The organism is Streptomyces sp. NPDC104226, assembly GCF_055584085.1.
The window spans coordinates 622,596-645,305 of the sequence record NZ_JBVJMS010000001.1; the positions used below are offsets into that span (position 1 = coordinate 622,596).

General features: G+C 72.0%; 23 protein-coding genes. 7 read left to right on the forward strand and 16 right to left on the reverse strand.

Going from position 1 to position 22,710, the window contains the following annotated elements:
- Positions 1-28 precede the first annotated feature (28 nt).
- Together ACZ60J_RS02835 and ACZ60J_RS02840 are read left to right on the forward strand one after the other, a co-directional pair.
- The gene (locus tag ACZ60J_RS02835) at positions 29-1,033 is read left to right on the forward strand and encodes a VanW family protein (RefSeq protein ID WP_469678440.1); all 1,005 of its coding nucleotides are present in this window, start codon (positions 29-31) and stop codon (positions 1,031-1,033) included.
- 135 nt (positions 1,034-1,168) lie between these two features.
- On the forward strand, positions 1,169-2,806 hold the full coding sequence (locus tag ACZ60J_RS02840; protein WP_469678442.1) for a hypothetical protein: 1,638 nt from the start codon (positions 1,169-1,171) through the stop codon (positions 2,804-2,806).
- Positions 2,807-2,863: 57 nt separating this feature from the next.
- Here the strand turns inward: ACZ60J_RS02840 and ACZ60J_RS02845 are convergent, their stop codons facing one another.
- The 3 genes from ACZ60J_RS02845 to ACZ60J_RS02855 are packed head-to-tail and all read right to left on the reverse strand — an operon-like array spanning position 2,864 to position 4,562.
- A complete protein-coding gene (locus ACZ60J_RS02845) occupies positions 2,864-3,835 on the reverse strand; it encodes an NAD(P)-dependent alcohol dehydrogenase (protein ID WP_469678444.1) in 972 nt (323 codons plus the stop codon).
- Complete coding sequence (locus ACZ60J_RS02850) at positions 3,832-4,101, reverse strand: helix-turn-helix transcriptional regulator (RefSeq protein ID WP_469678446.1); 270 nt, start codon at positions 4,099-4,101, stop codon at positions 3,832-3,834. The genes ACZ60J_RS02845 and ACZ60J_RS02850 overlap by 4 nt, the downstream gene beginning before the upstream one ends.
- Positions 4,095-4,562: a hypothetical protein gene (locus ACZ60J_RS02855; protein WP_469678448.1), complete on the reverse strand. Its 468-nt coding sequence runs from the start codon at positions 4,560-4,562 to the stop codon at positions 4,095-4,097. Before ACZ60J_RS02855 ends, ACZ60J_RS02850 begins: the two co-directional genes overlap by 7 nt.
- Positions 4,563-4,705: 143 nt before the next feature.
- Here ACZ60J_RS02855 and ACZ60J_RS02860 point away from each other — a divergent pair, with 143 nt between their 5' ends.
- The 4 genes from ACZ60J_RS02860 to ACZ60J_RS02875 all read left to right on the forward strand — a co-directional run bounded on the left by ACZ60J_RS02860 (position 4,706) and on the right by ACZ60J_RS02875 (position 8,345).
- Positions 4,706-5,350, forward strand: a complete 645-nt coding sequence (locus ACZ60J_RS02860; RefSeq protein ID WP_469678450.1) for a hypothetical protein — start codon at positions 4,706-4,708, stop codon at positions 5,348-5,350.
- A gap of 109 nt (positions 5,351-5,459) precedes the next feature.
- Positions 5,460-5,696, forward strand: coding sequence for a ferredoxin (locus ACZ60J_RS02865; RefSeq protein WP_469679098.1), 237 nt, complete (start codon positions 5,460-5,462; stop codon positions 5,694-5,696).
- Positions 5,689-7,083 (forward strand): NAD(P)/FAD-dependent oxidoreductase, encoded by a 1,395-nt coding sequence (locus ACZ60J_RS02870; protein WP_469678452.1) that lies wholly within the window; start codon positions 5,689-5,691, stop codon positions 7,081-7,083. The genes ACZ60J_RS02865 and ACZ60J_RS02870 overlap by 8 nt, the downstream gene beginning before the upstream one ends.
- A 23-nt stretch (positions 7,084-7,106) precedes the next feature.
- Positions 7,107-8,345 carry a cytochrome P450 gene (locus ACZ60J_RS02875; protein WP_469678453.1) on the forward strand — a complete coding sequence of 413 codons (1,239 nt, stop codon included), beginning with the start codon at positions 7,107-7,109 and terminating at the stop codon, positions 8,343-8,345.
- Between the two features lie 56 nt (positions 8,346-8,401).
- On the opposite strand, the gene ACZ60J_RS02880 is transcribed toward ACZ60J_RS02875, so the two are convergent.
- The 11 genes from ACZ60J_RS02880 to ACZ60J_RS02930 form a co-directional block, all read right to left on the reverse strand.
- Positions 8,402-8,653 (reverse strand): EF-hand domain-containing protein, encoded by a 252-nt coding sequence (locus ACZ60J_RS02880; protein WP_266875230.1) that lies wholly within the window; start codon positions 8,651-8,653, stop codon positions 8,402-8,404.
- Positions 8,654-8,759: 106 nt separating this feature from the next.
- Positions 8,760-9,884 carry a mechanosensitive ion channel family protein gene (locus ACZ60J_RS02885; RefSeq protein WP_469678455.1) on the reverse strand — a complete coding sequence of 375 codons (1,125 nt, stop codon included), beginning with the start codon at positions 9,882-9,884 and terminating at the stop codon, positions 8,760-8,762.
- 223 nt (positions 9,885-10,107) lie between these two features.
- Entirely contained in the window at positions 10,108-10,941 is an 834-nt protein-coding gene (locus ACZ60J_RS02890) for an amino acid ABC transporter ATP-binding protein (protein WP_469678457.1), read from the reverse strand.
- A 7-nt stretch (positions 10,942-10,948) separates the two neighbouring features.
- Positions 10,949-11,779: an amino acid ABC transporter permease gene (locus ACZ60J_RS02895; protein ID WP_469678459.1), complete on the reverse strand. Its 831-nt coding sequence runs from the start codon at positions 11,777-11,779 to the stop codon at positions 10,949-10,951.
- On the reverse strand, positions 11,746-12,552 hold the full coding sequence (locus tag ACZ60J_RS02900; protein WP_469679099.1) for an ABC transporter substrate-binding protein: 807 nt from the start codon (positions 12,550-12,552) through the stop codon (positions 11,746-11,748). The genes ACZ60J_RS02895 and ACZ60J_RS02900 overlap by 34 nt, the downstream gene beginning before the upstream one ends.
- A gap of 207 nt (positions 12,553-12,759) precedes the next feature.
- On the reverse strand, positions 12,760-13,626 hold the full coding sequence (locus ACZ60J_RS02905; protein WP_469678461.1) for an ATP-binding cassette domain-containing protein: 867 nt from the start codon (positions 13,624-13,626) through the stop codon (positions 12,760-12,762).
- Positions 13,623-14,657, reverse strand: a complete 1,035-nt coding sequence (locus ACZ60J_RS02910) for an ABC transporter ATP-binding protein (protein ID WP_469678463.1) — start codon at positions 14,655-14,657, stop codon at positions 13,623-13,625. The genes ACZ60J_RS02905 and ACZ60J_RS02910 overlap by 4 nt, the downstream gene beginning before the upstream one ends.
- On the reverse strand, positions 14,654-15,544 hold the full coding sequence (locus ACZ60J_RS02915) for an ABC transporter permease (RefSeq protein ID WP_469678465.1): 891 nt from the start codon (positions 15,542-15,544) through the stop codon (positions 14,654-14,656). The genes ACZ60J_RS02910 and ACZ60J_RS02915 overlap by 4 nt, the downstream gene beginning before the upstream one ends.
- The gene (locus tag ACZ60J_RS02920; protein ID WP_469678467.1) at positions 15,541-16,530 is read right to left on the reverse strand and encodes an ABC transporter permease; all 990 of its coding nucleotides are present in this window, start codon (positions 16,528-16,530) and stop codon (positions 15,541-15,543) included. Before ACZ60J_RS02920 ends, ACZ60J_RS02915 begins: the two co-directional genes overlap by 4 nt.
- Entirely contained in the window at positions 16,527-18,218 is a 1,692-nt protein-coding gene (locus ACZ60J_RS02925; RefSeq protein ID WP_469678469.1) for an ABC transporter substrate-binding protein, read from the reverse strand. The genes ACZ60J_RS02920 and ACZ60J_RS02925 overlap by 4 nt, the downstream gene beginning before the upstream one ends.
- Before the next feature lie 204 nt (positions 18,219-18,422).
- A complete protein-coding gene (locus ACZ60J_RS02930; protein ID WP_469678471.1) occupies positions 18,423-20,105 on the reverse strand; it encodes an amidohydrolase in 1,683 nt (560 codons plus the stop codon).
- A 129-nt stretch (positions 20,106-20,234) separates the two neighbouring features.
- Between ACZ60J_RS02930 and ACZ60J_RS02935 the strand changes: the two genes are divergently transcribed.
- Positions 20,235-20,939, forward strand: a complete 705-nt coding sequence (locus ACZ60J_RS02935; RefSeq protein ID WP_469678473.1) for a TetR/AcrR family transcriptional regulator — start codon at positions 20,235-20,237, stop codon at positions 20,937-20,939.
- Between the two features lie 27 nt (positions 20,940-20,966).
- Here the strand turns inward: ACZ60J_RS02935 and ACZ60J_RS02940 are convergent, their stop codons facing one another.
- Positions 20,967-21,809 carry a helix-turn-helix domain-containing protein gene (locus tag ACZ60J_RS02940; RefSeq protein ID WP_469678475.1) on the reverse strand — a complete coding sequence of 281 codons (843 nt, stop codon included), beginning with the start codon at positions 21,807-21,809 and terminating at the stop codon, positions 20,967-20,969.
- Positions 21,806-22,612, reverse strand: coding sequence for a helix-turn-helix domain-containing protein (locus ACZ60J_RS02945; RefSeq protein WP_469678477.1), 807 nt, complete (start codon positions 22,610-22,612; stop codon positions 21,806-21,808). The genes ACZ60J_RS02940 and ACZ60J_RS02945 overlap by 4 nt, the downstream gene beginning before the upstream one ends.
- Positions 22,613-22,710: the final 98 nt, after the last annotated feature.

Below are 22,710 nucleotides of genomic sequence, written 5' to 3' on the forward strand. Positions count from 1 at the left end.
TTCGGATTCCGAAGCGACAGGGAGAGACATGCGACGCGCCCACGGCCGTACGGCCACCACGCGGATCGCCCTGATATCGGCCGGTACGGCCGCCGTGCTCGGCCTCGGCGGCTTCTCCGCCGGTACGGCGGCGGCCGCGGGCACACCCACCCCGGACCGGACCGCCGGGCCCGCGGCAGCCGCCCCGGCAGCCGCGGGGCAGCAGGTCCTCTCCACCTTCACCGTCGCCTTTCCCGCCGCGCCCTACCGCACGCACAACATCGCGCGCGCCGTGGAACTGATCAACGGGGCCGTCGTCGAGCAGGGCGACATCTGGAGCTTCAACCAGGCCGTGGGCGAGCGGACCCTGGAGAACGGCTTCGTCGACGGCATCATGATCAACGACGGGCGGTACGTGAAGTCCCCCGGCGGCGGGGTCTCCGCGGTCGCGACGACCATGTACAACGCCATGTTCTTCGCGGGTCTGAAGCCGGTGGAGCACGGGGCGCACTCCTTCTACATCGAGCGGTACCCGGAAGGCCGCGAGGCCACCGTCGCCTGGGGCACCCTCGACCTGCGATGGCAGAACGACTCGGGACACCCCGTGACCATCCGTGCCTCCTCCACCGCCGAGTCGGTGACGGTCACCCTGCTCGGGACGAAGCAGTACGACGAGATCCGGGCGACGAAGGGCCCGCGCACCCACGTCACGCCGCCCGTGAAGCGCACCGTCGCCGGACCCACCTGTGAGCCGCAGACCCCGCTGGAAGGGTTCGACGTCTCCGTGGACCGCGTCTTCGTCCGGGGTGGCCACGAGGTCGGCCGCGAGACGTTCCGTACGCACTACACCCCGCGCGACGAGATCGTCTGCACCCCGGAATCCCCGACGGCCACGCCCGGCGCGACCCCGTCGGGCTCCCCCGGCGCGGCGGCCCCGTCCGGCGGCGCGACCCCGGCGGCTCCCGGCTCTTCGACCGCCCCTTCCGCGTCTTCCTCCCCTGCCGCGTCCGCCTTCCCCTCCGGGTCCGGCGCCGCCTCCCCTGCCGCTTCCTGAGCGCCTGCGGGCGCTGACCGGAAAATCGGTCCGGGAATGCGTGCAACCCTCTGGGCCGGTCGCGTGTCACACCCCCTGACAAGTCCGAGGGTGTGAGGAAAAAAAGGGGGGCCGGTGCGCAATCGCCGACTCGTAGTGTCAGCCGTCGCCATCGCCGCGGCCGGCGTTGGTTTCGTACCGGGTGCGGCCCAGGCCGCCGATCCGGTGCCGCCGGGCGCCCAGGCGGCGACCGCGCCCGGGTTCGACGTGAAGAAGGCCGCTCACGCGGGACTCCAGAAGTTCACCAGCCCGGCCGGCAACGCGGTGCGGCGGACGCTGCCCGCCGCCGGGAAGAAGGCCCCGGCGTTGCGGTCCGCCGACGCGAACCCCGGCCTGTCGGTCGTCCTCGCCGCCGAGACGACGACGGCGCACGGGTTCAAGCTGGTCACCACGATCGGGAGCGCCGACGTCTCGCTCAACGTCGTCATCGACTGGGGCGACGGGACCTCCGACCGGGCCGAGGCGTTCGGTGACGAGGTGCTCACGAACGAGCACGTCTACGCGGAGGCCGGTGAACACCTGGCCAAGATCACGGTGACCGACCCCGTGAACCAGGCCGAGGTCGTCAACGAGCTGCCGCTGCTCGCCGCGGGCTCGGACTTCACCCCGTACGCGCCCACCCGGCTCCTGGACACCCGCAACGGCGTCGGCGGCAGCCAGGCCAAGGTGCCCGCGTACAAGAGCGCCCGGGTGAAGGTGGCCGGCAACGGCAAGATCCCGGCCGGGGTGACCGCGGTGGCCCTGAACGTCACCGTCACCAACGCCCGGAGCGGCGGTCACGTGATCGCCTTCGCCTCGGGCCGCGACCGGCCGGCCACGTCGAACCTCAACTTCGCGCCCGGTCAGACGGTGCCGAACCTGGTGATCGCGCCGGTCGGCAAGGACGGCTACGTGGAGCTGTACAACGGCGGCTGGGACTCGATCGACCTGATCGCGGACGTCACCGGCTACTTCAGCCGCACCCAGGCCAGCGGCTACACCCCCGAGGCGCCGGTTCGCATCGTCGACACCCGCGAGGGCATCGGCCGGGGCGGAAAGCGGGGCCAGGTCGCGGGCCAGGGATCGTTCAAGATCCAGTTCCCGCGGGGTCTCTACACGGCCGTCGCGCTGAACGTGACCGTCACCAATCCGCGGGACGCGGGCCACCTGACGGCCTACCCGAGCGACCAGCCGGCGCCCACCACCTCGAACCTGAACTTCGTGGGCGGGCAGACGGTCGCCAACTCGGTGATCGTGCCGGTCGCCGCCGACGGTTCGGTGACCATCCGCAACGGAGCCTGGCAGCCCACCGACGTCGTCATCGACCTGGTCGGCAACTACAGCACGGCCAGCGCCGGCTCCCTCATGACGCTCGACGAGCCGGGCCGGGTCCTCGACACCCGCGCCGCGAACTCGGACGGCCCGGCCAGCCCGCGGGGCTACTACTCCGTGCCCCTCTCCCCCGGCGTGCCCGGCGTCGCCGGCTACGTCCTGAACACGACGGTCACCAACACGCGCGGCACCGGCTTCCTTTCGGTGGCTCCGGACCCGAACTCGGTGGAGGACTACGAGAACGGCACGAACGTGTGGCCCGAGCGCCCCGTTTCGTCGACCTTGAACTGGACCAAGGGCGCCACCGTCCCGAATCTCGCCCAGGCGAGCTCCGGCAAGAACGGCATCGTCGACTTCTGGAACCAGGGCTGGGAGCCCACGGACCTGATCGTCGACATCTTCGGCTACTACGAGACCAACTGAGCTTGCTTCACCGGTACTCCGGGACCGGCCGTCGCGCCGGTCCCGGAGCCTTCCGGTCTAAGGCGTGATCAGCGTCTTGCCGCGCGCCTCGCCCCGGTGGAGCCTGTCGATGGCGTCCGGGGCGTCGGCGAGCCGGCAGGTGAGGTGGACGGCCGGGGACAGGGTGCCGTCCTCGACGTGCCGCCGCAGGACCTCCAGGTCGGCCCGGCGTTCGGCGGAGACGAACCCCTTGAGGCCGTGGCGCACGAAGGGGTTCAGCAGGGCGGCCCACAGGACCCGGCCCATGCCGCCCAGCCAGGGGCCGCCGCCTTCGCCGCCGACGATCACGAGCGTTCCGCGCACGGTCAGGGCGCGCCGCAGGTGCGACAGGGCGCGGTTGCCCGCGGTGTCCAGGATGAGGTCGTAGCGGCGCACGCCGTCCGCGAACTCCTCCCGGGTGTAGTCGATCACCTCGTCCGCGCCGAGCCCGCGCACCAGCTCCGCCTTGGTGGTGCTGCACACTCCGGTGACGTGCGCCCCGTACGCCTTGGCCAGCTGGACCGCGAAGGTGCCGACCCCTCCCGCGGCCCCGATGACCAGGACCCGCTGCCCGGGCCGTACACGCCCCGCATCGCGCAGCGCCTGGAGGGCGGTGAGCCCGGAGATCGGGAGGGCGGCCGCCTGCTCCGGGGGCAGCCCTGCCGGCACCGGCGCCAGCTTGTCCTGCCGGGCGGTCGCGTACTGCGCGAAGGATCCCTCGCAGATGCCGAACACCTCGTCGCCCACCGCGAAGGCGCTCACCCCCTCGCCGACCGCCTCGACCCGTCCGGAGACCTCCCGGCCGCGTACGGGAACCCTGGGCGCGCGCAGCCCGTATCCGAGCAGCCGCAACAGGTAGGGCTTGCCGCTCATGAGGTGCCAGACCCCCGCGTCCAGGCCGGCGGCGCGGACGGCCAGGAGCACCTCCCCCTTGCCCGGTCTCGGCGTTTCGACGTCCCTGAGCTCCAGCACCTCGCTGGAGCCGTACGTGTCCTGCACGATCGCCTTCACGGCGCCGTCCCTTCGTCGTCTGCGCTGCCTGCGCTGCCTGCACTGCCTGCGCCGTCCCCGTACTGGAACACCTGTTCGAGCGGCACCGCGAAGACGCGGGCGATCCTGAAGGCCGCCTCCAGGGAGGGCGAGTAGCGGCCCTTCTCGATGGCGATGACGGTCTGGCGGGTCACGCCGATGCGCTCCGCCAGCTCCGCCTGGGTCATCTCCCCGGCCTCGAAGCGCAGGATCCTGATCCGGTTCGTGATGCCGGTCGGCTTCACCACGACTGGAACCCCTTGCGGTAGGCGGCGAGCTTGACGGCCGAACCGAGCACCGCCGAGAGGACGAAGCCCAGGTAGAGGACGTTCGAGATCCAGAAGCGGTCCGCCCCGGCCATCGACAGGATCAGCGCGGCCACGCCGCCGATGGCGAGGAAGGACTGTCCGGCGTGCTCGCCGAGGAGGCCGATCTCGTTGTCCCGCTGGTCCTTGACGTCGGCCTCGCCGGGCTTGGCCACCGCCACGGCGATGTTGAGCAGGATCGCGGCGGCGATGGCGCCGCCGACCGTCCAGAGCAGCGGCATCACGTACGGGACCTCCACCAGCGGGACCCCGCCGCCGGACCGGCCCAGCACGAGGGCCAGGTACACCGCGTACCCGACGGCCGCGACCACCCCCATGATCCATGCGCGCTTCTCTTCGAAGGCCACGACCGCACCCGCTCCCGTGTAAAAGAAATTCGACATCGCCGACATCACGAAGGTAAAAGGATGCATACCTCGTGTCAATAATTTCTTACACGCGGACTTCCGGAAACGGCCCGGGCGCCCTGTCACCCGGGCGCGCGGCCCCGCTGGCACCACGGCCGCACCGCGGGCTTGCTGGACGCATGAGACTAGGAGCACCGGGGACGCGCCCGGCACAGAGCCTGAGCACCCCCAGGGCGGCGGGGCTCGCGGGGGTCCTCTTCGCCGTCCTCATGGCGGGGGCGATCGTGCTGGTTCGGATCGGCCTGCCCCAGGGGGGCGGCGGCGCCGAGATCGCGGTGACCTCGGGGCAGCGGGACGCGGTCACCACCGCACTGGAGCTCGTCCCCTTCGCGGGCATCGCCTTCCTGTGGTTCATGGGCGCACTGCGGGAGCACTCCGGCGAGGCCGAGGACCGGTTCGTCGCCAGCGTCTTCCTGGGCAGCGGGATCGTCTTCGTCGCCTGTCTCTTCGGTGCCTCCGCGGCGGCCGGGACGGTGCTGGACGCCGATCAGCCCCAGGAGTTCGGCCGCCACTTCTCCTACACGCTGCTGACCACGTACGGGATGCGGATGGCCGCCGTGTTCATGTTCGCGACCTCCACGATCGGCCGCCGGCTCGGCGCGTTCCCGCGCCCGCTGGCCCTGGCCGGATACCTCGCCGGCCTGGTGCTGCTGGTGGTGGGCTCCTCCCTGCCGTGGTCCGAGCTGGCCTTCCCGGCGTGGGCCCTGCTCGTGAGCCTGTACATCCTGCGGTCGGGCCGGGGCCGCCCCGGCCCGGCCGCCTGAGGGGCGGCCCCGCGCACCACTCAGATGGCGGAACCTGACGCGCTCCTTAGCACCGGCGAGCGCACGCTGGTTCGGAAAGCCCAGGGGGGCACCGAAAGGACTCACCTTGCTGAGGCTCGTCGTCGATCTCAACCGGTGCCAGGGATACGCGCAGTGCGCCTTCCTCGCCCCCGACGTCTTCGCGATGCACGGGGACGAAGGGCTGCTCTACGATCCGCAGGCCGAGGACGCCCAGCGCGAGCGCGTGGCCCAGGCCGTGGCGGCCTGCCCCGTGCAGGCGATCCTCGTGGACGAACTGGACCTGGCGGCCACCGCCCGCTCCGGAGGGGAGGCCTCCGATGGCTGACACCGCCCTGGAGCACCTCAAGCGCTCCGGCCGCATCGTGGTCGTCGGTGCCTCGCTGGCCGGCCTGCGCGCCGCCGAGGTCATGCGGGAGAAGGGCTTCGCCGGCACGCTGACCATGATCGGCGACGAGCCCCACCAACCGTACGACCGGCCCCCGCTGTCCAAGGGGGTGCTGCTGGGCAAGGCCGAAGCCGAGCAGACCCTGCTCCCCCGACGGCGCGACATCGACGCCGAATGGCGCCTCGGCGTCGCGGCGAACGGGCTCGACATGGCGGCCCGTACGGTGAAGCTCGCCGACGGCGAGGAGGTCCCGTACGACCGCCTCCTGATCGCCACCGGTGTCCGGGCCCGGCCCTGGCCGAACGAGGCCGAGGGCGAGCTCGACGGGGTGTTCACCCTGCGCACCCGCGAGGACGGGGCGGGTCTGGCCCGCGCCCTGGCCGCCGGACCGCGCCGGGTCCTGGTCATCGGCGCCGGCTTCACCGGCTCCGAGATCGCCTCGGCGTGCCGCGAACGCGGACTGGAGGTCACCGTCGCCGAACGCGGAAACGGCCCCCTGGTCGGCGCCCTGGGCGGGGTGATCGGGGCCGTGGCCGCCGAACTCCACCGGGAGAACGGCGTGGACCTGCGCACCGGGATCTCGGTGACCGCGCTGGAGGGCGACTCCACCGGGCGCGTGCGCGCCGCGCACCTCTCCGACGGCACCACGCTCGAATGCGACGTGGTGGTCGTCTCCCTCGGCGCCATGCGCAACACCGAGTGGCTGGCCGGCTCCGGGCTCGGCGCGGGCCCGCGCGGGATCGCCTGCGACGCCGGCTGCCGGGCCTTCGACCTCCGCGGGATCGTCACCGACGACATCTACGTGGCGGGCGACGTGGCCCGCTCCCCGCACGCGCTGTTCGGCTACCAGTTCCTCTCCCTGGAACACTGGGGCAACGCCGTGGCGCAGGCCGAGACCGCCGCCCACAACATGCTGAGCGAGAGCACCGACCGCCGGCCGCACCTGTGGGTGCCTGCGTTCTGGTCCTCCCAGTTCGGCGTGAACATCAAGTCCGTCGGCGTTCCCTCCATGGGCACCGAGATCATGATCACCCAGGGGTCCCGGGCCGAGCGCCGGTTCACCGGGGTCTACGGCTACCAGGGCCGGGTCATCGGGGCCGTCACCTTCGACAACGCGCGCTGGCTGCAGTTCTACGAGAAGCAGATCGAGTGCACGGCGCCGTTCCCGCCCCCGTACACCACGGTGGACCGGCGTCCCGACGGGCAGCGGCCGATCCCGGCCGACTTCCCCGACCCCTCGGTGCCCACGCACGGCCCGACCATCACCCTCAGCGGGTACTCGCCGGCAGACCGCCGGATCGCCACCTTCACTCCCGCCGGGCACTGACCCGCACGTTCCCGGAGGACCCCATGGCCCACGGCATCCTGAGCCAGATCCTGGACTATTCCAGCCGCGCGAACCCGTACCCGCTGTACGAGGAGCTGCGCAAGACCCCCGTCTTCCACGACGGGTCCGGCCCCTACGTCATCAGCACCTACTACGACATCCAGAGCCTGCTGCACGATCCGCGGCTCAGCTCCGACGCCCGCAACCTGGCCGCCACGGCCGGGGACCCGCTGGCCGAGGACGGGGACGCGGAGGAGACCGCACTGCCCCCGAGCTTCCTGAAGCTGGACCCGCCGGAACACGACCGGATGCGCCGGATCACCAACCGTCCCTTCGGGCCGCCGCACTCCCCGCACCGCGTCGACGGGATGCGCGGCGGGCTGAAGGACATCGTCACCGGTCTCATCGACAACCTCGGGGACACCGAGAACATCGACCTGGTCGACCAGTTCGCGTACCCGTTCCCGGTGACGATGATCTGCCAGCTGCTCGGCGTACCGCGCGAGGACGAGCCCAAGTTCCACGTCTGGGCCGACACCCTCGCCGCCAGCCTGGACCCCGACCCGGACTCCGACCCCGCCGAACGGCAGCGCAAGACCCACGACTCCCGCATGGAGCTGGGCATGTACCTGGCCGGGCTGATCGAGAAGCGCCGCAAGGACCCGGGCGAGGACATGCTCTCCCAACTGGCCGTGGGACACGGCCCGGACGAGTCGCTGTCCACGATGGAGCTGCTGAGCACGGCGGCCCTGCTGCTGATCGCCGGCCACGAGACCACGGTCAACCTGATCACCAACGGGATGCTCACGCTGCTCCGCAACCCGGACGTGCTGGCGCAGCTGCGCAAGGAGCCCGGCCTGGCCGTACCGCTGGTGGAGGAGCTGCTGCGGTTCGAGCCTCCGGTGCAACTGCTGCCGCAGCGCACGCCGTTGGTGGACATCGAGGTCGGCGGGGTGACCATCCCCAAGGGCTCCTCGATGTGGCTGATCCTGGCCTCCGGCAACCGGGACCCGAACCGCTTCGAGAACCCGGACCGCTTCGACCCGTACCGCAAGGACATCCAGCACCTGGGCCTGGGCAGCGGCATCCACAGCTGCTTCGGTGCCCCGCTGGCCCGGATGGAGGCGCAGCTCGCACTGAGCGAGCTGGCCCGGCGGCTGGAGAACCCGAGGCTGCTGGAGGACCCGCCGCCCTACCGGCAGAACGCGGTGCTGCGCGGGCCGCGGCACCTGCGGATCGCCTGCGACGGGATCCGCGCCTGATCAGGCCCTGATCCGAACGGGCCCCGGACCGGCCTTGGTCCGGGGCCCGTTCGCGGCTACCAGCCGAAGCGGCGGTCGACCTCGCGCTCGAACTCCTCGAAGGTCAGCACGTCGTCGCCGTCCGCGTTCGCCCGGTCGAAGAGGGCCGAGGAGGTGTCCACGTCGCCCACGGCCCAGAAGGGCAGATCCCCTTGGGCGGCGAGGGTGGGGCCCTTGCTGCGCAGGGCCGTGATCACCTCGACCCTGGTCAGCACCCCGTCGCTGTTCAGGTCGAGCGCGTCGAACAGCTTGCGGGCCTTCTCACTCATGACAGGGTCCTTTCGATGGGCGGCGCGGTGCGGGTGGCGGCGGGGCACGGGCCCCGGGCGCCAGCTTATGACCCGCCTCCCCGCCGCCCTCCTCCGGTGTCCCCCGCTACCGCGCACCGTCCGCCAGGACCGGGACGGACGCCTCGCGCTGATGGGGGACGGGCGACACCGGCGGGGCCGCGGAGAGCGGCTCGGACCGGGAGGCCTCCTGCCGGACCGCGACCGTCCGCGTGGGGGCGGGGATCGAGATGCCCTCCGCCCGGAACCGGCCGTGCAGCCGCTTGATGAACTCGTGCTTGATCCGGTACTGGTCGCTGAACTCGCCCACGCCCAGGATCACGTTGAAGTCGATCCTGGAGTCCGCGAAGGTGTGGAAGCGTACGAGTGCCTCGTGGTCGGGGACCGCGCCCTTGACGTCCGCCATCACGGCGTCGACCACCTCGATGGTCACCCGCTCGACGTGCTCCAGGTCGCTCTCGTAGCCCACTCCCACCTGGACCAGCATCGTCAACTGCTGCTCGGGCTGGGTGAAGTTGGTCATGTTCGTGCGCGCGAGGCGCCCGTTGGGGATGATCACCAGGTTGTTCGACAGGTTGCGGACCACGGTGTTGCGCCAGTTGATGTCGACGACGTAGCCCTCTTCACCGCTCGTCAGGCGGATGTAGTCGCCGGGCTGCACCGTCTTCGAGGCGAGGATGTGCACGCCCGCGAAGAGGTTGGCGAGGGTGTCCTGCAGGGCCAGGGCGACCGCGAGACCGCCCACGCCGAGGGCCGTGACGAGCGGCGCGATGGACACGCCCACGCTCTCCAGGGCGACGAGCACACCCATCGCGATCACCAGGACCCTGGTGATGTTGACGAAAATGGTGGCCGACGCGGCCACTCCCGTCCGCGCCTGGGCCACGGACTGCACGAGGCCGGCCACGACGCGGGCCGCGCCGATCGTGGCGACGAGGATCAGCAGCGCGGTCAGCGAGTGGCTCACCCAGCCCGAGGCGCGCGGGCCGAGGGGCAGCGTCGAGGCGGCAACGGCGGCGCCCGCGATGACGGCCGCCGCCGGTGCCAGGGTGCGCAGCGCGTCGACGATGATGTCGTCGCCGCTCCAGCGGGTCCTGAGGGCGTGCTTGGCGAGCCACCGCACGAGGGCGCGCAGGAGGAGCCCGGCGAACCCGCCCGCGGCCAGCGCGATGCCGGCGACCAGCCAGTCGTGCAGGACGAGGTCCCGGCTCATCGGACGCCCTCCGCCCCGCGTCGGACCGGGGAAGTGGGAGCTGCCCCTGCGGGCCGCCGTATGAGGGGTGTGGTCACCTTGTCACCTGTCAGTTCGTCGTGCGTGGGGCCTCGTTCGCGCATGCGTGCGCATCCGGAACGGGGTGCCATCCTGCCCCATGATCAACGCGACGGTGCAGGTGGGCCCGTGCGGGTGCCCGGCGCGATCGGGCGCTCGGCCGTGATCAGGCGTCCCCGCCGCGGGGCGGTGCTTCGCCCCGGGCTCCGGGCGCCTCGGCCGCCGCCGGGTCCAGGATCCGGTTGAGGAAGCCCCTGGTCCGCTCCTCCAGGGGGTCCCCGACCACCTGGGCCGCCGGGCCCTGCTCGACGACGACTCCCCCGTCCATGAACACGACCCGGTCCGCGACCTCGCGGGCGAAGCTCATCTCGTGGGTGACGACCATCATCGTCATGCCCTCGCCCGCCAGCACCCGCATCACCGCCAGGACCTCGCCGACGAGTTCGGGGTCCAGCGCGGAGGTCGGCTCGTCGAAGAGCATCACTTCCGGGCCCATCGACAGGGCCCGGGCGATGGCGACCCGCTGCTGCTGACCGCCGGACAGCTGGGCGGGGTACGCCTCGGCCTTGTCGGCGAGGCCGACGCGTGCGAGGTTCCTCGCGGCCACCGCCTCGGCCTCGGTCCTGTTCCTGCCCAGGACGCGGCGCTGGGGCAGGACGAGGTTCTCGCGCACGCTCACGTGCGGGAAGAGGTTGAACTGCTGGAAGACCATCCCGATGCGGCGGCGTACGGCGTCGATGTCGACGTCCGGGTCGGTGAGTTCGGTGCCGCCGACGAACACCCGTCCCTCGCTGGGCTCTTCGAGCAGGTTCACGCAGCGCAGCAGCGTCGACTTGCCGGATCCGGAGGGCCCGATGACGCACACCACCTCGCCCCGGGCGATGTCCAGATCGATGCCGCGCAGCACGTGGTTGGCGCCGAAGGACTTGTGCAGTCCCCGGATCTCGATCTCCGGACCGTCCGTGGCCGTCGTGTCCACCGCTGGAGCCTCCTGTCGCATGTCTTCCTCACACGGCCTTGTCCGCGCGAGCCTCCAGGCGGCGCACCACGAAGCTCAGCGGCACGGTCACCAGGAGGTAGCACAGGCCCGCGACCAGGATCGGGGTGGAGTTGGCGGTCTGGCTGGCGAGGTCCCGTCCGAACTTCGTCAGTTCCCGCTCCGACAGGGTCACCCCGAGGAAGAGCACGAGCGAGGAGTCCTTGAACAGCAGGACGAGTTCGTTGGTGAGGGGCGGGATGACGATGCGGAAGGCCTGCGGGATGACGATCGAGACCATGGCGCGGCCGTGCGAGAAGCCCAGCGAGCGGGCGGCTTCCATCTGCCCCTTGGGCACCGCCTGGATGCCGGCCCGAATCGTTTCCGCCATATAGGCGGCGGCCACCAGTCCCAGCCCGATCGCGACCTTGCCGTACGTGCCGCCCGGGATCTCCGTACCGGGGAACGCCAGGGGCACGGCCACGCCCACGAAGATGAAGATCAGCAGGGCCGGGAGCCCGCGGAACAGCTCGATGTAGACGCTCGCGACCCACCGGTACGGGGCCACGGAGGACAGCCGCATCATGGCGATGACCAGGCCGAGGACCAGACCGAGCAGGAACCCGGACGTCGTGTAGATCACCGTGTTGCGCAGGGCCGTGGTGATGATCTCCGGGAAGAGCCGCAGCGCCAGGTCCTTCTGGGCGAACTGGTTCTGCAGCCTCCCCCAGTCCGCGGAGACGGCGATCAGCACCAGGACCGCGACGAAGAGCGCGTACTGGAGTCCCTGCGAGACCCGGCGGCGCTGGCGCCGGGTCAGCCGGGAGGTCACGGGGTGGTCTGGGGCAGCGGGCCGATCCACTGCTCGTAGAGCTTCTTGTAGGTGCCGTCGGCCTTGGCCTCGGTGATGGCCTTGTCGATCGCGGCCACGAGGGCGGTGTTGCCCTTCTTCACCGAGAACCCGTACTGCTCGCCGGTCTCGATGTTCTGTCCGAGGGTGAACTCGGCTGCGTTCTTGGGGTCCTTGAGCCAGCCCTGGACCACGGGGTAGTCGATGACGACCGCGTCCACCTGGCCGGTGCGCAGTCCGTTGATCACCGCGTCCGAGCTCTCGAAGGCGACGGGGTCGAAGCCCTGGGACTTGGCGTAGCTCTCGCCGGTGGTCTCGGCCTGCGCGCCCAGCTTCTTCGACTTCGCCTTGAGGTCGGCGAGCGAGGTGACGCCGCTCTTCTTGGTGGCGAGGAGCGCCTGCGTGGCGTCGAAGTAGGGGACGGAGAAGTCGACGTTCTTCTTGCGCTCGTCGGTGATCGTCATGCCGGCGGCCGCGAGGTCGCATTCCCCGGAGTTGAGGAAGGCACCGGTCTTGAAGTTCTCGAAGGGGGTGTCGAGGATCTTCTGCTCGACCTGGAGCCGGCTCGCCACCAGGTCGACCAGGGCCACGTCGAAACCGACGACCTTGCCGTCCTTCTCGAACTGGAACGGCGGATAGGGCAGGTGGGTGCAGGTCGTCAGTTTGCCCTTCTCCACGACGGGCACCCCGCCGGCCGCCTCGCTCGGACCGTCACCGCCCGAGGAGCATCCCGCGACCAGGAACGCGCCCGCCGCCGCGGCCGCGGCCGCGGCGGTGGCGCGGATGCGGAGGCTGCCGGGACGCTTGCGGTTTCCTCTGGCCGTCCGGAACACGGTGGACCTCCACGAGTGCGGGTCGATCGGCGATCACGGGCGGGACCGTCCGCGGCGATCGTAAGCCACGGGCGGCGCCCGCTGAGGGATCTTCCGCCATGCGTTCCGGGGGCACCAGGGAGGAACCGGCCAAGATCCCCCGACTGCCCGAAAGGGGCGTCACTCCCCCGCAGCGGCCGTCGTCGTGAGGGGGTCCAGCTCCCGGCGGCGCCGGCTGATCGAGTCGGGGTCCCAGCCCGGACGGGGTACGGAGGCCAGCAGCAGCCGGGTGTAGGGGTGGTGGGGGTCGGTGAGGAGCTCGTCGACCGGGCGGTGTTCCATCGTGCGGCCGCGGTACATGACGAGTGCCTCGTCGCAGACGTAGCGGACGACGGCCAGGTCGTGACTGACGAAGACCAGGCCGATCCCGGTGTCGCGCCGGATGTCGGAGAGCAGGTTGAGCACCTGCGCCTGTACGGACACGTCCAGGGCGGACACCGCTTCGTCGAGCACCAGGACGGCAGGCTCCACGGCCAGCGCCCTGGCGATCGCGGCGCGCTGGCGCTGCCCGCCGGAGAGCCTGCGGGGCAGGGCGGCCGCCTCGCGGTCGCCGAGGCCGACCTGGGCCAGCAGTTCCCGTACCCGTGCGGCCCGGGCCGTCCGGTCGGACGTCCCGTGCAGCCTGAGGACGCCGTCGATCGTGTCGCCGATGGTCAGTCGCGCGTCCAGCGAGAGGTAGGGGTCCTGGAAGACGATCTGGACCGCCTTGGCGCGGGCCAGCCGGGCCGGCCTCCCCCGTACGGAGGCCGCCAGGGGCCGGCCCTGGACCAGGATCTCACCCGCGTCGGGGCGTTCCAGGCCGATCAGCATCCGGGCCGTGGTGGTCTTGCCCGAGCCGGATTCGCCCACGATGCCCAGTGCCCCGCCGGCCCGCACGGAGAACGACAGATCGTCCACGGCGACGACGTCCGTCCCGCCGGTCCGGTAGGTCTTGCGCAGTCCGGTCACCCGGAGGAGTTCCGGGGCGGTGTTCGGCTCGGTGTTCAACGGTCCTCCTTGAGCGCGAGTTCGGGCGCGGGTTCGGGCGTGCGCTCGGGTGCGTGCCCGTGCGCGGGTTCGCGCACGATTTCGGCGGCGCGGTGGCAGGCGACCTCGGCCGGGCCGTGTCGCACGAGTCCCGGCGGGGACTGGTCGCAGCGCCCCGGTTCGGCGAACCGGCAGCGGGGTGCGAAGGCGCAGCCGGGGGCCGACTCCAGCAGGCCCATGGGTGCACCGGGTACGGGGGTGAGACGGGCCCGGGGGCCTTCGAGCGGCGGGGAGGAACCGAGCAGGCCCGCGGTGTAGGGGTGCCGCGGGGAGGCGAAGAGATCCGCCACGGGCGCCGTTTCGACGATCCGGCCCGCGTACATGACGTAGATCCGGTCGCTGACGGAGGCGGCGAGCTCGATGTCGTGGGTGATGAGGAGGAGTCCGAGGCCGCGTTCGCGCTGGAGCCGGCCCAGGACGGCCAGGATCTCGGCCTGGGTGCTGACGTCGAGCGCGGTGGTCGGCTCGTCGCAGAGCAGGAGCCCCGGCTCGGTGGTGAGGGCCGCGGCGATCACGACGCGCTGGAGCATGCCGCCGGAGAGCTCGTGCGGGAACTGCTGCAGGTGGCGGACGGGGTCGGGCAGGCCGACCGCGTCGAGCAGTTCGGCGGCCCTGGCCTCGGCCCGGGACTTGGACCAGCCGTGCACCAGGCGCAGCGGTTCGGTCAGGAAGTCCCCCACCCGGCGCACCGGGTTGATGGCGGACCGGGGGTCCTGGTAGATCATCGCGGCCTTGTTCGTGCGCACCTCGCGCAGGCTCGCGGGGGCGGCGCCGATCAGGTCCGTTCCGTCCACCCGGACCCGGCCGCCGATCTCGGCGCCCTGCGGGAACAGGCCGAGGGCGGCGCGGGCGGTGACGGACTTGCCCGAGCCGGACTCGCCGACCAGGGCGACGACCTCGCCGGCCCCGACGGTGAGGCTGACGCCGTCGAGGAGGGGCCGGGCCATCGCGGGGAGGGTCACGCGCAGGGCTTCGTAGGCGAGCAGTGTCATCGGGAGTCCCTCCCCGCGAGGCGGTCGCCGAGGTCTTCCCCGACGACGTTGAAGGCGACCACGACCAGGACGACCACCACGGCCGGCGCGATCGCGGAGAGCGGCTGCCCCTGGAGGACGGCCGCCTGCCCCTGGTTGATCATGGCTCCCCAGTCGGGGGTGGGCGGCTGCACGCCGAGTCCCAGGAAGGAGAGGGCGGCGAGGTCGAGCAGCGCGTAGCCGAAGTTCACCGTCGACTGGGCGAGCAGCGTCGGGGCGATGTTGGGCAGCAGTCTGCGGACGGTGACGTACAGGGGCGAGTGGCCCTGCACCTGGTAGGCGGCGATGTAGGGCCGGGACTTCTCCCGGACGGCCAGGCCCCGTACGAGGCGTGCGGTGTACGGCATGTAGGCGAGGGCCATGGCGATCACCGGAGCCGTCATCCCCTTGCCGAACAGGGCCACCGCGAGGATCGCGAGGAGCAGGGCGGGGAAGGCGAACAGGACGTCGAGGACCCGGCCGGCGGCCGTGTCGATCCAGCCTCCGCGCCAGGCGGTGAACAGGCCGACGGCGACGCCGAGGACCGTGGAGAACACGACGACGGCGAGCGGGCCGGCCAGGCTGGTGCGGGCACCGACCAGCAGCGCCGAGAGGGTGTCGTGGCCGCCCTGGTCGGTGCCCAGCCAGTGCTGGGCGCCCGGCCCCAGGAGGGTGTCGCCGAGCTGTCCGAAGGTGGGGTCGTACGGGGCGATCCAGGGTCCGAGCAGGGCGATGAGCACGAACAGGACGAGGAGCGCCAGGCAGGTCCGCTGGAGCCGGTTGCCGCCGAGGCGGCGCAGCCGGGCGAGCGGGTCGCGCCGGGTGCGGGGGGCGAGGGGCGTGGTGCCCGTGTCGGGAAGGGTGGTCATCGGGCGCTCCCGGCCGCGGCCGTGCGCGGATCGATCAGTGGCTGGACCAGGTCCACGAGCGCGTTGACCACGACGAACGCGGCGACCACGAGCAGCACGATGGCCTGGACGACCTGGAAGTCGAGCTGGTCGACGGACTGCACCAGCAGGGAGCCCACCCCGGACATTCCGAAGGCGGTCTCGACGATCGCCGTGCTGACCAGCATGCCGGAGACCAGGAGGGCGGAGACGGTGACGATCGGTCCGAGCGCGTTGCGCAGGACGTGCCGCCGGATGACGGTGCGCCGTGGCGCTCCGCGGCTCAGTGCGACCTCCACGTGGTCGCGGCTCAGCTCGTCGAGCATGGCCGAGCGGGTCACCCGGGTGACCAGGGCCGTGAAGGTGACGGACAGGGCCGCCGCCGGGAGGATCACGTGGTGCAGCCGGTCCAGGAGGCCTTCGCCGTTGCCGATGGTGGGGAACCAGCCCAACTGCACTCCGAACACCGACCTGAGCAGCAGGGCGGCGACGAAGGCCGGTGCGGCCGCGCCCACCGTGACGAACAGCATCAGGGAGCGGTCGGTGCGCGAACCCCGGCGCAGCGCGCCGACGATGCCGGAGCCGATGCCGAACACGGCGATCATCAGGCCGGATACGGCGATCAGCAGCAGGGAGGAGGGCAGGCGCGACCAGATGACCGAGGAGACGTCCTGGTGGAAGAGGTAGGAGCGGCCGAAGTCGCCCTGCAGCACCCCTTCGAGCCAGTTCCAGTACCGGACGAGGAAGGGTTCGTCGAAGCCGTACTGGCTGCGGAGCGCGGCGAGGTCCTCCGGGCTGGGGCTGCGTCCCTTGACGAGGAAGCTCGCCGGGTCCCCGGGAGCGAGGAAGAGGGAGGAGAAGACCAGGAAGGAGGTGACGAGCAGGGTCGCCGCCATGCCGGCCAGGCGGCGCAGCACCCGTACGGCGCGGGCGGTCGCGGCGGTGGCGGCCTTCGCCGCGGCCGTCATCCCTTGGCTCCGATCTCGGCCGCCCACGGGTAGTAGAGGTAGGCGATGGAGGGCTGGACGCCGGTGATCTTCTTCCCCATGAAGACGCTGACGGGCAGGGTGTAGAGGGGAAGCCAGGGCAGTTCGCGCGAGGCGATCTTCTGCGCCTCGGCGTTGGCGGCCGCGTGGGCTGCGGGGTCGTAGGACCCGACGGCCTTCTCGACGGCGGCGTCGAAGGCCGGGTCGGACCAGTTGCCGTAGTTGCTGAAGGCTCCGGTCTCCAGCGAGGCGAACATGTCCAGCGGGTCGGTGATGGACGTGTACCAGAAGGTGAGGAAGAGGTCGATGCCCTCGCGGGCCGCGGGGTCGGTGAAGAGCGTCGTGTACTTCTCCGCGGAGAGGGAGTCGATCCGCGGCTTCAGTCCGATGGCGGTGGCCGCCTGGGCGATGGCCTGGGTGATGATCGTGGTCTGCGAGTCCAGCGGGCTGGTCGCGATCACGATCTCCTGGCCGTTCACTCCGGCCTCGGCGGCGAGCGCCTTGGCCTTGGCCGGGTCGTACGGGTACTTCGGCAGCTCCTTCAGGAGCGCTTCGCGGGTCGCCGGGGGCGCGTCGGCCCACAGGTTGTCGGTGACGAGGGAGTCGGAGACCTCGCCGACCCCGGCGGCGCCGGCTTTGACGATGCCCTTGCGGTCGGTGGCCATGAGGAGTGCCTGGCGGACCTTCGGGTTGCCGAGGGGGCCCTTGAGGTTGGCGACCACCTCGTCGGCGACGGTGGTGTTGCGGCCGAAGTAGAGCTTTCCGGCCTCCGTGGAGCCCAGTTGGGCGTACGCGGTCGGCGGGACCATCCAGCCGCCGTCGACCTCCCCGCTCTGGAAGGCGTTGACGCGGGTGGTGGCATCGGCGAGGAAGACGAACTTCACCTCGCCGGACTTCGCCTTCAGCTCCTGGTTCCAGTACCCGTCGAACCGCTTGAGGGTGAGGGACTGGCCGGAGGTCCAGGATCCGAAGGAGAAGGGACCGGTGCAGTTCACCCCGGTCTGCGGATTGCCGTAGTCCTTGCCGGACCTGGCCAGGGTGGCCGCGGATTCCACGGTGCCGGGGCCGGCGGCCAGGTACTGGTTGAAGGTGGAGTCCGGCTTGGCCAGGGTGACGGTGACTTCCATCGGGCCGGTCTTGTCGATGGACTTGACGTTCTTGTACTGGTTCGCCCAGACGCTGGCGGTCTCGGGGTCCAGGTTGCGGCTCAGCGAGGCGACGACGTCGTCCGCGGTGAGCACCGTCCCGTCGTGGAAGTGGACGCCGGGGCGGATCTGGTAGACCCAGGTGGTGGGCGTGGGGTTGGTGTACGAGGCGGCGAGCCCGGGGGACGTCGTCAGGTCCGGGTTCCAGCGCAGCAGGCTCTCGCAGACGTTGGAGAGGATCTGGTTGGGCGGGAAGTCGAAGGAGTACGCGTAGTCGATGGTGGTCGGCTCCGCGTAGACGGACCAGGTGAAGGAGTCCACGTTCCCGGCGGCGGCGGGCGTCTTGTCCGTGATCTTGTACGCGGTGGCGCGGTCCGCGTCCTTGTCGGCGGCGGTGCCGCTGCAGGCGCTGGTGACGAGCAGGGCCGCCGAAGCGAGGACGGCGGCCGCGGCGCGATGCGCGCGGCTGCGGCCGTGGGTGCGGCGGCCGGCCTGCAGCGGGGATCCCGATCGGGTGGATGACATCGGCTGACTCCCTGAGGGATGAGCTCGGTGGGGTGGGTGACGCACGGCCGGTGGCGGCCCGGCCGGTGGTGGCGGTGGTGGTGGTGGTGCGGAGGCTGAGGCGGGGAGTGGCCGGGGCCGGGGCTGGGCAGGGGGCTGACCGGGGGCCTGGCATGGGCCGGGCGGGGACTGGGCCGGGACCGGGGCCGGCCGGGTGGCGGTCGCTCAGTCGGTCGCGGCGAAGACCAGTTCGCCGTCGATGTACGTGCGCAGCACGCGGGTGTCGGCGATCTCCATCGGGGGGTGCGCGAAGGGGTCCCGGTCGAGGACGACGAGGTCGGCGTACTTGCCCTCCTCGACGGTGCCGGTGACCTCGTCGAGGTGGTTCACCCACGCGCTGCCGGCGGTGTAGGCGGTGAGTGCCTGGGAGAGGGTGAGCGCCTGCTCGGGGAAGAACGGCGGCGCCGGTTCGAAGGTCCCGGTCGTGTCCGGGGCCTCCTCGGGTACGGAGCGGTTGACGGCGACGTGGATGCCCCACAGGGGGTTGGGGCTGCTGACCGACCAGTCGCTGCCCGCGACCAGGCGGGCTCCGGCGCGCTGGAGGTCGCCGAACGGGTACTGGAGGCGGGCCCGTTCCGGTCCGAGGAAGGGGATCGTGAGCTCGTCCATCTGCGGTTCGTGGGCGGCCCACAGCGCCTGGATGTTGGCGGCCGCGTCCAGGCTCGCGAAGCGGGCGATGTCGTCCGGGTGGACGACCTGGAGGTGGGCCAGGTGGTGGCGGTTGTCGTTGGTCCCGTTGGCCTCGCGGGCCTCGGCGAGGGCGTCGAGGACCTCGCGCACGGCCCGGTCGCCGAGTGCGTGGAAGTGGATCTGGAAGCCTGCGCGGTCGAGCCGGGACACGGCCGCGGTGAGCACCTTCGGGTCGATGAAGCTGAGCCCGGAGTTGTCGGTGGCGCAGCCGCAGCCGTCGAGGTAGGGCTCCAGCATGCCGGCGGTGAAGTTCTCGGCGATGCCGTCCTGCATCATCTTCACGCTGGTGGCGTTGAAGCGGCCGACCTGTCCGGTGCGGCGGCGCTCCTCCAGGTCGGGTATCTGTTCCAGGCCGCGTTCGCGGTCCCACCACAGGGCGCCGACGACACGGGCGCGCAGGGAGCCCTCGCGGGCGGCGCGCAGGTAGACGCCGTAGTTGTCGGGGTTGCCGGGGAAGGCGCCGATCATGGCGTCCTGCCAGCTGGTGACGCCGAGGGAGAAGAGGTGCTCCTGTGCGGCGAGCAGTCCGGCGAGCGCCTCGTCGGGGCTCACGAGGGGAACGTGCCGGGCCACCAGCTCGACGGCGCCCTCCTGGAGGGTGCCGGCCGGGCTTCCGTCCTCCTCCCGCTCGATCCGGCCGTCGGCCGGGTCGGCGGTGGTGCGGTCCACGCCGGCGACGGCGAGCGCCCTGGTGTTGACCCAGGCGCCGTGGCCGTCGCGGTTGGTGAGCAGGACGGGCCGGTCGGGGACCACGGCGTCGAGCATGGCGCGGGTCGGTGTGCCTCCGGGGAAGACGTCCATCGACCAGCCGCCGCCGCGGATCCAGAGCGCGTCGGGGTGGGCCGCGGCGTATTCCGCGACGACCGCGAGGTAGCCCTCGATGGTGTGTTCCCCGCTCAGGTCGCAGCCGAGCATCTGGACTCCGGCCACCGCGGGGTGCACGTGGGCGTCCTGGAATCCGGGGACGAGCAGTCCTCCGGCGAGGTCGACGACCTCGGTGCCGGCGTCCGCGAGCGAGCGGACGGTGGCCGCGTCGGCCACGGCGATGATCCGGCCGCCGCCGACGGCGACGGCGGCGTCGATCGGGGTGTGTGAGGTGCCGGTGAAGACCCGTCCCCCTACGAAGACGATGTCGGCACGCTGCCTGGTCCTGCCCATCGACGCATCCTTCGGCTCGGCGGGCGAGGCCCGCACGGCTGGTTCGTTGAGGAGGAGTGAACGGGAGCGCAACAGTGTTGTCAACGGTGTTGCGCTCACTCTGTTCCACATCGTTACACTGGCCCCACCATGCCGAAGTCATCCGACACACCCGCCCGGTCCAAGCGCGCGGGCAGCCAGCTCACACCCGACGCGATCATCGAAGCGAGCCTGCGCATCGCGGCCCGCGGCAGCGAGGACGCCTTCACCGTGCGGCGCCTCGGCGAGGAGCTCGGCGCCGACCCGACCGCGATCTACCGGCACTTCCGCGACAAGGACGAGCTTCTGCTGTCCGTCGCCGACCGCACGCTCGGCGAGGTGCTCGACAGCATCCCCGAGGGGCTCGGCTGGAAGGACCGGCTGCGGGCGCTCGCCGACGGCTCCCTCGAAGTCGCGCTCAGGTACCCGGTGGTCGGCTCGACCATGGCCAGCCGGACCACCCGCAGGCCCAACGAGTTCCGCGTCGTGGAGCTGATCCTCGGCGCGGTGACCGAAGCCGGCCTCGAAGGGGCGGAGGCGGCCGTCCACTACCGGATGGTCGGCGACTCCCTCCTGGCCTACGTCGGCCAGCGCGCCGCCTACCTGCTCTTCGACCCGGACGTCCGGGCCGCCGACGAGTCCTCGTGGAACCGCGAGTACCGCCTGGTCGATCCCGCGGGCTTCCCCAACATCAGCCGCCTCGGCACCCAGCTGGCCGAGGTCACGGACGAGCAGATCTTCGAGGCCAGGGTCGAGGCACTGATCACCGCGATCGAGACCCGGGTGGAGGCGCTCCGGGGAGCAAGGGCCCTCTGAGGGGCGGCCGGGCCTGAGGCGGACGGCTCAGCCGAAGCAGACCCGGGCTTCGGCGGCCGGCTGCCCCGGGGTCACGCACGTGCGGATGCCGGTGGTCCCCAGGGGCACCGGAACCATCGGCGTCGCCAGGTACATGCCGACGTCCAGGTCGCCCGCCCGCACTTCCTGGGGGTCGGCGACCCCGGGGACGATCACCTCGACGCGGTCCCCGGGCCGGAGTCCCGAGGCCCGCACCCATACGGCTTCGCACAACGCCCCGTACCGGAGCTCCAGTTGGCGGGCGCCGGGTCCCGTGTCGGTACGCAGGGCGGTGACCATGCCCGCTCCCCCGCAGCCCATGCGGACCGGGTCCTTGCCGGCGCAGCCCACCCCCGCGCACCCGGGGTTGCGGATCATCTTCTCCGCCGGCCCGGCGTCGCCGGCCTGCCGCGGTCCGGACTCCCTCGACAGCAGCAGACCCGCGGTCAGTACGAGGAGGACGCCGCCCAGGACGGAGCCCGTCAGGGCCAGCCGCCTGCGCCGTCCGCCCGGCGCAGGAGCACGCCCGTCGGCGGGAAGGACCTCAGGGGAGGCGGGGGCGGCCACCGGACCCGCGGGGACGGCCCCCGCAGGCGCGGGGACGGCCCGGCCGCTCCAGACGAGGTCCGCGAGCTCCCAGAGGGCGAGCAGCCTGCCCGGATGCTCCCGGGCCACGGCGCACAGCACCTCGACCGCCTGCCGGGGCGGCTGCTGCTTGCCGTTGAGGTAGCGCTCCCAGGAGGACTTGCTGTACGGCGTGCGCCGGCCGAGGTCCACCAGGCTGAGGCCCGTCCGGCGGCGCAGTCGCCGGAGTTCGGCGGCGAGGTGCCCGCACTCCGCGGGCAGGGTCACTTGCGCAGCTCCGCCCAGGTCTTGGGGCCGACGATGCCGTCCGCGACCAGCCCGCGCGCGGACTGGAACCGGGTCGCGGCCGCCTTGGTGTCCGGGCCGTACAGTCCGTCGGTGCTCTTCGGGTCGAAGCCGTGCTCGCGCAGCAGGCACTGGACCTCGACGACGTCGAAGCCCGTGCTGTTGGTGTCGAGCAGGATCTCGCGGCTGGTGCTGTGCCCGGCCCGCAGCTCGCCGTCCTTCCGTCCGGTCTCGCATTCGTACGCCTTTCCGCGGCGGTAGCCGGACGTACCGGCGTCCGCACCGTGGCCCGCGTCATCGGCCCATGCGCCGCCGGTCAGCAGTCCGGCGCCGAAGGCCACGACCACGGCTGCCCCGATCCCGGCGAGGAAGGTGCGCAGCCGGACGCTGCGCGGGGCCGGTACGGCTGCGGGTTCCGGCCCCGGCGTCACCGCGCCCGCCGGGCCGCTCGCCGTACCGCCCGTCGCCTCGGCGGCTCCCGCGACCGGGGCGGCCGGGCCGGCCGATGAGGCCGGTGCCTGCCGGCGCGCCTGTCCGGCGACCTCGTGCAGGACCACCAGCCGGGTCTCATCCGCCCCGCAGAGCCGGGCCAGTTGTTCCACGGCGCCGCGGGGCACGGGCTGCTTGCCGTTGAGGTACCGCTCCCACGAGGAGCGGCTGTAGCCGGTCTTCGCCGCGAGGGCGGCCAGACTCAAACCGCTGCGGTCCTTCAGGCGCCGCAACTCGGCGACGAGCCGGCCCTCCCGGCTGTCGAGCCCTGAAGGCAGTTCTTTCCAACGCGCCACGCCGGCTCCCCCTCGATTCCGGGCTCAGCATCGGGCCAACGAGCGGGTCAGACCAGTGGCGCAGGCGCTTTGGCGGCATCCCTCCCCCGTCCCGCCGT